This is a genomic window from Mycoplasmopsis adleri (assembly GCF_045276205.1).
In the GTDB taxonomy this organism is placed as follows: domain Bacteria; phylum Bacillota_I; class Bacilli_A; order Mycoplasmatales; family Metamycoplasmataceae; genus Mycoplasmopsis; species Mycoplasmopsis adleri.
Genome location: NZ_CP174162.1, coordinates 817,577 through 831,482, shown reverse-complemented (window position 1 = coordinate 831,482; position 13,906 = coordinate 817,577). Strand labels below are relative to the sequence as shown.

The 13,906-nt window shown below is 26.1% G+C and carries 8 protein-coding genes, 1 tRNA gene and 1 pseudogene; 7 read left to right on the top strand and 3 right to left on the bottom strand.

What is annotated here, in order from left to right; translation table 4 throughout:
• The first annotated feature begins 4 nt into the window (after positions 1-4).
• Positions 5-1,789, top strand: a complete 1,785-nt coding sequence (locus ACJA22_RS03480; RefSeq protein ID WP_406616884.1) for a DUF262 domain-containing protein — start codon at positions 5-7, stop codon at positions 1,787-1,789.
• Between the two features lie 114 nt (positions 1,790-1,903).
• Here the strand turns inward: ACJA22_RS03480 and ACJA22_RS03475 are convergent.
• Positions 1,904-2,011: pseudogene (locus ACJA22_RS03475) on the bottom strand (hypothetical protein); the annotation flags it as partial.
• A gap of 110 nt (positions 2,012-2,121) precedes the next feature.
• Between ACJA22_RS03475 and ACJA22_RS03470 the strand changes: the two are divergent.
• Complete coding sequence (locus ACJA22_RS03470) at positions 2,122-3,774, top strand: IS1634 family transposase (RefSeq protein ID WP_406616883.1); 1,653 nt, start codon at positions 2,122-2,124, stop codon at positions 3,772-3,774.
• A gap of 135 nt (positions 3,775-3,909) precedes the next feature.
• Here ACJA22_RS03470 and eno read toward each other — a convergent pair whose 3' ends face one another.
• Positions 3,910-5,274, bottom strand: coding sequence for a phosphopyruvate hydratase (gene eno, locus ACJA22_RS03465; RefSeq protein ID WP_406616882.1), 1,365 nt, complete (start codon positions 5,272-5,274; stop codon positions 3,910-3,912).
• Positions 5,275-5,941: 667 nt separating this feature from the next.
• On the opposite strand from eno, the gene tuf reads away from it, so the two are divergent.
• Entirely contained in the window at positions 5,942-7,132 is a 1,191-nt protein-coding gene (tuf, locus tag ACJA22_RS03460) for an elongation factor Tu (RefSeq protein ID WP_406616881.1), read from the top strand.
• Positions 7,133-7,248: 116 nt separating this feature from the next.
• On the opposite strand, the gene ACJA22_RS03455 is transcribed toward tuf, so the two are convergent.
• Positions 7,249-8,901, bottom strand: coding sequence for an IS1634 family transposase (locus tag ACJA22_RS03455; RefSeq protein WP_406616880.1), 1,653 nt, complete (start codon positions 8,899-8,901; stop codon positions 7,249-7,251).
• 298 nt (positions 8,902-9,199) lie between these two features.
• On the opposite strand from ACJA22_RS03455, the gene tapR reads away from it, so the two are divergent.
• The 4 genes from tapR to ACJA22_RS03435 all read left to right on the top strand — a co-directional run bounded on the left by tapR (position 9,200) and on the right by ACJA22_RS03435 (position 13,897).
• Positions 9,200-9,814, top strand: a complete 615-nt coding sequence (gene tapR, locus ACJA22_RS03450; protein WP_406616879.1) for a TyrS-associated PheT N-terminal domain-related protein TapR — start codon at positions 9,200-9,202, stop codon at positions 9,812-9,814.
• 8 nt (positions 9,815-9,822) lie between these two features.
• The gene (gene tyrS / locus ACJA22_RS03445) at positions 9,823-11,058 is read left to right on the top strand and encodes a tyrosine--tRNA ligase (protein ID WP_406616878.1); all 1,236 of its coding nucleotides are present in this window, start codon (positions 9,823-9,825) and stop codon (positions 11,056-11,058) included.
• Between the two features lie 29 nt (positions 11,059-11,087).
• A tRNA-Thr gene (locus ACJA22_RS03440) sits at positions 11,088-11,161 on the top strand.
• Positions 11,162-11,995: 834 nt separating this feature from the next.
• Positions 11,996-13,897, top strand: a complete 1,902-nt coding sequence (locus ACJA22_RS03435; protein ID WP_406616877.1) for a hypothetical protein — start codon at positions 11,996-11,998, stop codon at positions 13,895-13,897.
• Positions 13,898-13,906 lie beyond the last annotated feature (9 nt).

Genomic DNA, 13,906 nt, shown 5'->3' with positions numbered 1-13,906 from the left:
AATAATGAATACAAAATTCGATATTGAAGGTCGTGATCTAGTATATTTATTCTCAAGTGAAAAATTTTATGTAGTTCCTTCATACCAAAGATCTTATGTATGAAAACCTGAAAATGTCAACAAATTACTAGAAGATCTTTTAGAAAACTTTACTGATTATGAAAATGATCAAAATGATTTTTTTATTGGTTCAATAATTATTTATGAAAAAGAAAGTGAAATAAACAAAAAAGAATATTACATAATTGATGGCCAACAAAGATTAACGACATTAATGCTTATTTTGATTAATATATTAAATTTTGGAAATTCTTATTATAAAGAAAGCGAAAATATTAAAGATTTTGTTAGTAATGATGTAAAAAATTTAATATCCAAAATAACACAAGTTACACCTAAAGAGAAAAAAGTTGAACCTAAAATATCTTTTGAAATTAGAGAAGAAGCGAATGAATTTATAAAATCAGCAATAGAATATGCTATTAAAGGCGAACTCGAATCATATTTAAAATTAAAAGAAAAAGAGAAAATTAATTCTGAATCATTGTCTAATATTATTGATGCAATTAATGAAATAATTAAATTTCTAGATAATAAAAACAACGAAAACATAATAAAAAATGAAAATTCATTTTTCTATTTCACTAAATCTATCTTATCTCAAACTTTTTTTGCTCTCATTGAATCTAAAACAATGTTAGATGCCTTTAAATTATTTACCATTATAAATAATAGAGGTCTTAAATTAACTAATGCTGAGATTTTGAAAGTATATAATCTTGAAAAAATTAAAGATTTACAAGAAAATAAGAAATACTCTAAGATTTGAGAACAAATTGAAAATTATTTTAAAGACGATATGGACCTATTTTTAAATTATATTAGAACAATTTATCTTAAAGATAAAGCTAAAAGTCAACTATATAATGAATTTGAAAACAAAATTTTCGAAATTGAAAAACCTTTAATTAACCCCGGAATTGAATTTATTGAAAAAATGCTTCATTATAAAAACATTTACGAAATATATATTGGTCTTAAGAAAGATGGAGAACATTTGGAATTTGCCTATAAAAACATTATCAAAATTATGAAAAAAACATATAAAGATAAAATTTGAGTCCCCGCTTTATTAAAATTTATAGATAAATTTGAAAATGAAATAAAATTGAATTCAAAATTGCTAACTACATTTATTAAAATGCTTGATAATTATCATTCTTACAGATGACTATTAGGTTATTCATTCACTAAAAAGACCGTAGATATAAGTAACATACTTTTATTAATTGAAAATTCTAATTCTCCTAAGGAAGTATTAGAATCAAATATTTGAAAATCAGATTTCAATATTGAAGAATTAACACAAATTTTAAAAGGCGATATTTATTTAAAACAATATTGTAATTATTTACTTTTTAAGTATGAAACCATTTTAACAGATGATGATCCTATGATTGAAACTAAAGAAAAAATTACAATTGAACATATTCTTCCACAAAAACCAAAAACAGATAGTAGTTGATGAGAACACTTTTCTGAAGAAGAACATAAGAATTACTTACATAAAATTGGTAATTTAACTTTAATAACATCTATCAAAAATTCAGATTTAGGTAACAAAGAATATAAAGATAAAATTAAAAAAATTAAAGAATTTTTAGGCAATCAATTAAATATCACCACATCATTTATTAATCAAAATATTTTACTTTTCGATAAATATGAAATTAATAACAGAACTGATTTAATTGTTAACGCCTTAATAGAAAACTATAAAAAATATTAATTTTTCATTATATATACTAAATTTATATCTTTTTATTTTAATACTATAAAACAGACATTTTAATCAAAAAAAGATAGGTAATTAAACCTATCAATTTTTATTTATTTTCTATAATTATTTAACGTTGTAGAAAGCTTTAACACCAGGGAATTCACTTTCAAAGTCAAGTTCTTCTTCAATTTGTAATAATCTGTTGTATTTAGCAATTCTATCTGTTCCTGAGTTTCCAAGTTGGAGCTCTTTTTTATTACTTTTTTCAGTGTTATTTATATATAAATAAAAAAAGTTATTTTTTTACATAATTACATTGTAATTTGTGGTATAATAAAGATATGAAAAAAGACAAATGACTATTAATTTCAAGAAAAAATAAGAACTCTACTTACTTATCTTTAGCACTTTCAGGAGGATTTGGCAAAGGTTATAAGAAATCTATCGGTATCGGTACAGTTGAAAAATGAGAAAAATATTGTTCTGATCCAGTAGAAAAAATTAAAAAACTATCTCAAAACTACAATACTGATTGAGATAGAAATATGATAATTAGACAATTAGAGTTAGATATAAGCAAGGTTAAAATTGAAACAAAACAGTTCAATTATGGATATGATTTGTTATACAGTTTCTTAGAAAAATTAAATCCTTTTAAAGATGCTAAAGTATCAAAATCCAAGTATTTAAATGATTTATTAAAATATATGATTTCAAATAGAATTGTAAATCCGGGTAGCATGCTTTCATCCTTTAAAAATAAAGACAAATTCAATATAAATTTAGAAGTTGAAAAGACGACATTTTATAATACTTTAGACTATTTAGCTGAAAATAAAAATAACATTTTAAAGAGTGTTAACGATACATTGATCAAAGATAAAAATAGAAAAATAGATATTATTTGATACGACTCTTCAACGGTATATTTTGAAAGTTTTGTAAGAGAAGGATTGAGATATCCAGGTTATTCTAAAGATGGAAAATTCAAAGAAGATCAAATTGTTTTAGGTTTAGCAACAGATGAAAACGGCATTCCAATTCACTATAAATTATTCAAAGGGAACACTGCTGATGCATCAACATTTATTAATTTTATTTTGGATATAAAATCACAATATGAATTAAACAAAGTAACACTCATTGCTGATAGAGGAATGAGTACAAATAGAAACATAAGATTCTTAGAAGATAACGATATTGATTACATTTTATCTTATAGATTAAAAGCGGCTTCAAATGACCGAAAGACCTTTGCAATAGATGAATCCGGCTATTTTGGAGACAATAATTTTAAATATAAAGAAACTACTTTTTATTCGTTTTGAAAGAATAGAAGAGCAAACGGACACAAGAGAAGATTGGTAGTAACATATAGTAAAAAAAGAGCATTAAAAGATAAAAATGATAGACAAATTTTAATCGATAATTTTATTAAAAGACAAGATAAAGACGGACTAGTTCATGATCAAGTAATGTTCGGTCAAAAGAAATTTAAATTCTTCGAAAAAGTTGGTGGTAAAGGTTATTACAAACTTAACTATGACAAAATTATCGAAGATGAAAAGTTTGACGGATATTATGCTTATGAAACCTCTAGATTTGATTTATCACCTGAAGAAATTGTGAATTTATATTCAAAACAATGACAAATAGAATCAAACTTTAGAGCTTTAAAAAGTGCTTTAGCTGTAAGACCTATTTATGTATGAAGTGAAAAGCATATTGAAGGTCATTTCGTACTTTGCTTCTTATCTCTTGTTTTATTAAATTTTGTTATTTATTATTTAAACAAAGGTTTGAAAGAACTCGGTGTTGTAGATGAAAAAATCACAATCAAAAAATTACAAGATGTAATAAAAGAAACAATCAAAACATGCAAGATTATTGACGGAAAAATTGAAAGTGAAGAATATATTATTAACGACAACAATAATCAAGCAATTCAAGATTATCAAACATATTTAAGAATTTTAAATGAATTAAAATTTTAAATTATTAAAAACAGCTCATCAAACAGATGAGTTGTTAAAAATTACATTGTAAAAGTTGGAAACTCGGGAAAACAGACATTTTAATCAAAAAAAGATAGGTAATTAAACCTATCAATTTTTATTTATTTTCTATAATTATTTAACGTTGTAGAAAGCTTTAACACCAGGGAATTCACTTTCAAAGTCAAGTTCTTCTTCAATTTGTAATAATCTGTTGTATTTAGCAATTCTATCTGTTCTTGACATAGAACCTGTCTTAATTTGACCTGTATTTAAAGCAACTGCTAAGTCAGCTAATGTTGTATCTTCAGTTTCGCCTGAACGGTGTGAAACAACACAAGCCATGTTAGCTTTTTGAGCCATATTGATTGTGTCTAATGTTTCGGTTAATGTACCAATTTGGTTTAACTTAATTAAAATAGCGTTCATTGATTTTTCTTCAATAGCTTTTTCTAATAATTTAGGGTTTGTAACTGTTAAGTCATCACCAACGATTTGAATTTTGTGTCCGAATTTTGCAGTCATTTTTGCAAAGCCAGCTCAGTCACTTTCTGCTAAACCATCTTCGATTGAGATAATTGGATATTTATCAATTAATTTACCAAAGTATTCAATTAATTCATCGGTTGTATATTCTAATTTAACATTGTCTAAGTGTTCGAAACCAGGACGTTTTTCTTCGATAGCTTTTTTAAGTTTTTTAAATACATATTTTTTAGCTTTTTCATCGTAAATTTCACTACATGCAGCATCCATAGCAATAGCAATAGCGTCCTTACCTTTTGTAGCAGGTTTGAAACCAGCAACTTTAATTGCTTCAACTAAATAATCAAGAACTTCTTCGTGGCTCTTGCAGTTAGGAGCGAATCCACCTTCATCACCAACTTGTGTTCCGTGGCCATCTCTTTTAAGTAATTTAGCTAAGTTGTGGAATACTTTGTTAGCCATTTGTGAAGCTTCTCTTAATGATTTTGCGCCAACTGGCATAATCATGAATTCTTGGAAGTCTACTGTGTTAGATGCGTGAGCACCACCATTCATAACATTTAACATAGGTAATGGTAACATGTGAGCATTAACACCACCAATGTATTTATATAAAGGAATTTCTAATTCTTGAGCTGCTGCTCTAGCAACTGCTAATGAAACACCTAAAATAGCGTTAGCACCTAATTTTGATTTTGTAGGTGTACCATCTAATTTAATCATAAGCAAGTCAATTGCTCTTTGATCAAATACACTTAAACCTTCAATTTCTGGAGCAATAATGTTATTTACATTATCAACTGCGGTCATAACACCTTTGCCACCAAATCAATTCTTTTCGTACTTTGTGCCTTTGTCTCTTAATTCAAGTGCTTCTCTACTTCCTGTTGAAGCTCCTGAAGGAACGTTTGCAAGACCACAAACACCATAGTCTGTTCAAACTTCTACTTGTACTGTTGGGTTACCACGAGAGTCAAGAATTTCTCTAGCGTGAATTTTTTCAATAATTGGCATTTTGCCTCCTCAATTTTTTATAATGATATTTATATCATTATTATAGCATAATGGAAAATCGCGTTTTTATATTATCTTTTTACAACATAATTTTTGTGGAAATATAAACATAAATAATTAATATAGAAAGTATTTAAAATGTTTTTAATAAATAATTTATTAAATAATAAGCCATATTTATGTATGAAAATTGAGGTTATAGAGTTTTAAACAATTTTTATAATATCTTTGTTTTATAGTGGAATTAGTCAAAGTCTAATTTAATAATTGTTACATAACAAAAAACATTTTTTAATCCTTATTATTAAATATTTAAAATACTTAAAAAATAATGATTGGCGATCTTACATTAACTAAAGCACACGCATTAAATAAAATATAGATATAAATTTTTAATTGTGGAGCAGAATAAAATAATATAAATGAGAAGATTATTGAAATAATTTTTACCAAAAGTTTTGTTTAGGTTTTATTATAAAAATGTTATTATTTTAACCATATCTCAATAATTAAAATTATTGTTTTAAAAAGTATCTTATTTGCTAAAATATTAATGCTATTTAGATTAAATAAATAGTAGTATGGATAGGACACGGATGAAAGACCGTGCTTAGGTTGGTTTTAGCGCTAAAATACAATTTATTAATCGAAAGGAAATTTTTACAATATGGCAAAATTAGATTTTGATCGTAGTAAAGAACACGTTAATATTGGTACAATTGGTCACGTTGACCATGGTAAAACTACTTTAACTGCTGCTATTGCTACAGTTTTAGCTAAAAAAGGTTTATCAGAAGCTAAATCATACGATGCTATTGATAACGCACCAGAAGAAAAAGCTCGTGGTATAACAATTAATACTTCACACATTGAATATAATACAGAAAAACGTCACTATGCACACGTTGACTGTCCAGGTCACGCTGACTATATTAAAAACATGATTACAGGTGCTGCACAAATGGATGGTGCTATCTTAGTAGTTGCTGCAACAGATGGTGCAATGCTTCAAACAAAAGAACACATTCTTTTATCTAAACAAGTTGGTGTTCCAAAAATGGTTGTATTCTTAAACAAATGCGACATGATCAAACCAGAAGACGAAGAAATGTTAGACTTAGTTGAAATGGAAGTTCGTGAATTATTATCTAAATATGGTTTTGATGGTGACAACACACCAGTTATTCGTGGTTCAGCTTTACAAGCTTTACAAGGTAAACCAGAATATGAAGAAAAAATCTTAGAATTAATGGACGCTGTTGATACATGAATCGAAAACCCAGTTAAAGAATATGACAAACCATTCTTAATGGCTATCGAAGACGTATTCACAATTTCAGGTCGTGGTACAGTTGCTACAGGTCGTGTTGAACGTGGTAGATTAAACTTAAACGAAGAAGTTGAAATCGTTGGTCTTAAACCTACAAAGAAAACAGTTGTTACAGGTATGGAAATGTTCAGAAAGAACTTAAAAGAAGTTCAAGCTGGTGACAACGCAGGTTTATTACTTCGTGGTATTGAAAGATCAGCTATCGAACGTGGTCAAGTTTTAGCTAAACCAGGTTCAATTATTCCTCACACAGAATTTGAAGCTGCTATCTATGTACTTACAAAAGAAGAAGGTGGACGTCACACACCATTCTTCAAAAACTATAAACCTCAATTCTACTTCCGTACAACAGACGTTACAGGTGGATTAGAATTTGAACCAGGTCGTGAAATGGTTACACCAGGTGAAAATGTTAACTTAAAAGTTAAATTAATCGCTCCTATCGCTGTTGAAGAAGGAACAAAATTCTCTATTCGTGAAGGTGGTAGAACTGTTGGTTATGGTAACGTTACAAAAATTATTAAATAATTTATTTTTGAATTTACCAATCAAGCAAGGCATTAGCCTTGTTTTTATCCCGAGTTTCCAACTTTTACAATGTAATTTTTAACAACTCATCTGTTTGATGAGCTGTTTTTAATAATTTAAAATTTTAATTCATTTAAAATTCTTAAATATGTTTGATAATCTTGAATTGCTTGATTATTGTTGTCGTTAATAATATATTCTTCACTTTCAATTTTTCCGTCAATAATCTTGCATGTTTTGATTGTTTCTTTTATTACATCTTGTAATTTTTTGATTGTGATTTTTTCATCTACAACACCGAGTTCTTTCAAACCTTTGTTTAAATAATAAATAACAAAATTTAATAAAACAAGAGATAAGAAGCAAAGTACGAAATGACCTTCAATATGCTTTTCACTTCATACATAAATAGGTCTTACAGCTAAAGCATTTTTTAAAGCTCTAAAGTTTGATTCTATTTGTCATTGTTTTGAATATAAATTCACAATTTCTTCAGGTGATAAATCAAATCTAGAGGTTTCATAAGCATAATATCCGTCAAACTTTTCATCTTCGATAATTTTGTCATAGTTAAGTTTGTAATAACCTTTACCACCAACTTTTTCGAAGAATTTAAACTTCTTTTGACCGAACATTACTTGATCATGAACTAGTCCGTCTTTATCTTGTCTTTTAATAAAATTATCGATTAAAATTTGTCTATCATTTTTATCTTTTAATGCTCTTTTTTTACTATATGTTACTACCAATCTTCTCTTGTGTCCGTTTGCTCTTCTATTCTTTCAAAACGAATAAAAAGTAGTTTCTTTATATTTAAAATTATTGTCTCCAAAATAGCCGGATTCATCTATTGCAAAGGTCTTTCGGTCATTTGAAGCCGCTTTTAATCTATAAGATAAAATGTAATCAATATCGTTATCTTCTAAGAATCTTATGTTTCTATTTGTACTCATTCCTCTATCAGCAATGAGTGTTACTTTGTTTAATTCATATTGTGATTTTATATTCAAAATAAAATTAATAAATGTTGATGCATCAGCAGTGTTCCCTTTGAATAATTTATAGTGAATTGGAATGCCGTTTTCATCTGTTGCTAAACCTAAAACAATTTGATCTTCTTTGAATTTTCCATCTTTAGAATAACCTGGATATCTCAATCCTTCTCTTACAAAACTTTCAAAATATACCGTTGAAGAGTCGTATCAAATAATATCTATTTTTCTATTTTTATCTTTGATCAATGTATCGTTAACACTCTTTAAAATGTTATTTTTATTTTCAGCTAAATAGTCTAAAGTATTATAAAATGTCGTCTTTTCAACTTCTAAATTTATATTGAATTTGTCTTTATTTTTAAAGGATGAAAGCATGCTACCCGGATTTACAATTCTATTTGAAATCATATATTTTAATAAATCATTTAAACACTTGGATTTTGATACTTTAGCATCTTTAAAAGGATTTAATTTTTCTAAGAAACTGTATAACAAATCATATCCATAATTGAACTGTTTTGTTTCAATTTTAACCTTGCTTATATCTAACTCTAATTGTCTAATTATCATATTTCTATCTCAATCAGTATTGTAGTTTTGAGATAGTTTTTTAATTTTTTCTACTGGATCAGAACAATATTTTTCTCATTTTTCAACTGTACCGATACCGATAGATTTCTTATAACCTTTGCCAAATCCTCCTGAAAGTGCTAAAGATAAGTAAGTAGAGTTCTTATTTTTTCTTGAAATTAATAGTCATTTGTCTTTTTTCATATCTTTATTATACCACAAATTACAATGTAATTATGTAAAAAAATAACTTTTTTTATTTATATATAAATAACACTGAAAAAAGTAATAAAAAAGAGCTCCAACTTGGAAACTCAGGAGAAGGAACAAAATTCTCTATTCGTGAAGGTGGTAGAACTGTTGGTTATGGTAACGTTACAAAAATTATTAAATAATTTATTTTTGAATTTACCAATCAAGCAAGGCATTAGCCTTGTTTTTATTTTGCTTTGCAAAATTAAATGTTATTAAATATTATTAAATTATTTATAATTTAAGAATTATGAGTATTTATTTCAATATTAATGACAAATTTAAAGATACTTTAATCATTTATTATGATTCAAGAATCAATACTACTAAAGAAGACTATTACGAAAATTATGTTGTTTTTCGTGATGAAAAATTTAATGTAAAATCTGTTAATGTTTTAAATTATCCTGAAGCAAAAGAATATTCACATTTTGGCTTATTAAACTATAAAACAGATGAAAACATTAAAAAAGATTTACTAAAACTTAATAGTAATTATCATTTTAATGACGATTTAAATTATTTCAGAATTGGTAAAATAATTAAAAGAGAAGCTCATCCAAAAAGCGAAAAACTTTTTGTTTTACAAGTAGATTTTAAAGATGAAGTGAAACAAATTATTACAAACACACTTTACACATTAGAAAACAAATATTTTGTCTGATGTATGCCAGGATCTATTACTTCAAAAGGTTTAGAAATTAAAGATGGTGAAGTAATGGGAGTTAAAAGTTTAGGAATGCTTTGTTCAAGTGAAAGTTTAGATTTAAATGAAAAGAAAACTAATGAATTTGCTGAATTTTTAAATAAATGCAATGATAACTTTTTAGGCAAAAATATATTTGAAGTTTTAAATTGAAAATAGAGGTAAGAATGACTATTATTGATGAATTAAAGAGAAGAAAAATTTTAAATAATGTAAGTAATTTAGACAAATTCAATAAACTTGATCCTAAAACAATTGGAGTTTATGTTGGATTTGATCCAAGTGCTGATAGTTTACATTTAGGTAATTATATTTTAATTTCCATTCTTAAACGTTTTGCACAATTCGGATATAAAGCATATGCTTTAATTGGTGGTGCGACTGGTATGATTGGTGACCCATCTTTTAGAGACACTGAAAGAGTTTTATTAGATAAAGAACAAGTTATTAAAAATAAAAATAAAATCAAAAAACAGTTAGAATCATTTGGTCTAACTGTAATTGATAATTTAGATTTTTATAAAGATGTATCAATTTTAGACTTCTTAAAAGATACTGGTAAACTAGTTAATATTAATTACATGATAGCTAAAGATTCAGTTAAGAGTAGACTTGAAAGAGGACTTTCATTTACTGAATTTACTTATCAATTGCTTCAAGGAAATGACTTTTTAAAACTTTACCAAAATAAAAATATATGCATTCAAGTTGGTGGAAGTGACCAATGAGGAAACATCACAACTGGTTTAGATATGATTTCTAAAGTAGTTGGTGATGATCATAAAGCGGTAGCTGTTACTGTTAATTTATTAACAGATGAAAACGGTAAAAAAATTGGTAAATCTTATGGCGGCGGAGCGTTATGAATTGACAAAGAAAAAACATCTCCATATAATATGTATCAATATTTAGTAAATCAACCTGATTCAAAAGTTCAAGAATTACTTAATTGACTAACATTTATTAGTGTTGATGAAATTAATGCAATTATGGAAAAACATAATTTAAACCCAGCTAATCATTATGCTCAAAAAATGTTAGCTGATTTAGTGGTTAAAGATTTATATGGTGCTGAAGAATTAAAACAAGCACAAAATATTACAAATATTTTATTTCACAAAAATTTTGATTTTAAATCCTTAAATGTATCTGATTTAAAAATCATTGAAAAATACTTACCTACATGCAAAATTACAAAAGGTTCAAAACTTGTTGAAACTCTAATCCAAAATAATTTTATTCAATCAAACAGAGAAGCAAGAGAAATGATTGGAACTAATGCTTTAAAAGTTGATGATGTTGCAATCACACTTGATTCCACTTATGAACCAACTAACTTTGATGGTAGATATGCATTCTTCAAAAAAGGTAAGAAACAAACTATATTGCTTAAAACAATATAACAAAAATGCCTATAAAATAGGCTTATTATGCCGGTTTCGCTTAGTGGTAAAGCAACTGACTCGTAACCAGTAGCCACGAGTTCGATTCTCGTAACCGGCACCATTTATATAGGTTTCTTTTTAAAAGAAACTTTTTTATTATCTTTTTTCGGCTTATAGTTAAGATCTTAATTTTTTCCTAAATACTTAAGCATAAAAAATATTGAGAACAATGACAAACAGGAAAAAATTTAGAAATTGCAAAAAGTTTATTAGGCGTTAGATCAATTCTTTTAATAGCTGAATGTGGCAAAATGCGCCTTATATTGAATTAAAATTAAAATCTTATGTCAAACACAGTACTGAAGAGATTTATGAGAATCTTAAAAAATAGCATATAATGAACGCAAAAAGTTAAAATTTAACTTAAAAAAGGCTATATTTTCAACTTTTTGTGTTTAACTCCGAAACCCAGGAATCGGTCCAGGCAAAGAACTAGACAAACATTTAAAAGAATTAGTTGAAAATTATAAAATTGGACATTAAAATATTTTCAAAATAATTTTAATGAACAATTCTAAATATGTTTTACTCCACATTATGTGGAGTTTTTTTATTGATTATTCACACTTTTTATTTTGTTGATATATTTTTTTCAAAGTATTATAATGTATTAAAAAAATAATATAAGAATAATTTACGGAAACTTATTTTCTAATGAAAAGTGATGATTATATAGAAATTAAGAATATTGTAAAACGTATTCCTAATAAAGTCATTTTAAACAATTTATCTTTTAAGATAACAGAGTTAATCAGCATATATTGCAATCAAATATATATAACGCTGTTAAAATTCATTTTAACAATGAAGATAAATACTTTGACAATCAGAATGTGGCAATTGATTACATTATAAGATATATAGAAACTCATAAAACAAATTTATAGGAGGAATCATGAATAAAAAAATTAAATGAACTATACTAACAACTTCTTCAATATCCTTATCCTTACTACCCGTAGTTTCAAGTGCTTGTGTCTTTTCAAGAAAAGGAAGTAATAATAATTCTGCAAATGAAAAAGATTATAAATATGATATTAATGGTAAAAAGTTCAAATCAAAAGAAGAAGCAGTTAAATTTGCTAAGGAACATTTGGTTGAACTAAAAAAAGAAAATATTTTTGAAGATTGTTATACGGGGAAAGACGGTAAAGAATTTTCTAACTTTAATGCTTTCTACCCATTATTCAAAGAACATATAGAAAAGCAAGAAGTTTCCTCAAATGTTCCCTCAGATACAATTCGTTCTTATATTGATTCTTCTGGTGAAATAAACGGTGAAGGTTTAAACTATATTGATTTGACAAATTCTGGCAAAAACACAACCATTTATAAAGCTAAAGATGACAGATGATTTAAAGATCAATGCCAAGCTAAATTGTCTTATTTTACATTAAATAAGTTTTATATGCATGGCATTGGAGACAATAAAAAAGTATTTTACAATAAAGAAGAATTTATTAACGAAGCAACAAAAGTATATAATGAAATTAATTCGGATTCAAACTTAAGCTCAAATGAAAAACTTTGGAAACTTATAAAATGATTTTCATTAGATACAAAAAGTGACTTAAAATTTCTAAAGTTTAATAACAATTACATGCCATTTGTAAAAGATATTAATAATTTATTAGATGATAAGGATGTTGAAACATTCTTCTTAAATAATCTTCATGAATATTATAAAATCGGGAATCATTATTATACAGAAGAAGAGATTTTTAACAATAATGATTTATTTCTAAGCAACCTTAGCAATTTTAATATATTAAAAATTAACTCCACGCAAGGAAACGCAAGTTATATTGTAGATATAGACAAAGATGATGAATACTCATTAAATGGAGATTATATTTATAGAACTCCAAGTAATTACATTGAAGAATTTAAAGATGCAACTAAATGAGTTAAACGAGAACAAAGCGGCTTTTTAAAAGGTACAAACGATAAAACTAACTTAACTAATAACTTTATATCATTTATCCTTTCTTCTTTAAATGAACATCAAACTCATAATAAAGTTGACTATTATAATAACTTATCTGAATTTTTCTTAAACATGAATGAAGGTAAGAAAGATACACAAAATTATTTTGAAAATTTAGATATTTTTCATATAGCTGATTTAGACTCAATCACAATAAGCTTTTTAAAGGAAATGAGAAATATAAAAATTAATGAATCTCAAACTTTATTAGACAAAATAGTTGAAATATTAACCATTATGAAAAAAGGTAAAAACGGCAATTTTGTTTCACAAATACCAGTGCTTTATTTTGCTACATTATCTTACTTAATTGATTGTAAAGCTAATGCATCTCAAATTCAAATATTTAAATCTTTTTTTGGAAGATTAATAACTTATTTAAATGAAGTTTTAGAAAATATTATTGGTGAAGATCTTTATAAAAAAGATAATGGCGAAAAATTAAATCTTTGAGATGAATTTAAAGCAAACGGTATTGATGCTGATATAAATTCTAATATTAATGCTTTTATTAATATCTTTGTTTCAAATGCATCAATATATAATGCAATTAAAACTATAGAATATGCTACAACAAACATGATTCAAAAAGCAGGAGTACAAAAATTTGATGATATTAAGTATCTATATAATGAAAAGATAAGTGCTTCAATGTTCAACAAATTAGAAAAGCTTTTTGATAAATATTCTGGTAGAGGATCTGAATCATTAATTAATTATGATGCTGCACAAAATAAATTTAAACTTAAAGACAATATAAATTTAAATAGTTATGCTACAAAATTCATTAGTTCTTCAGCAATATCATAAGCAAATGAA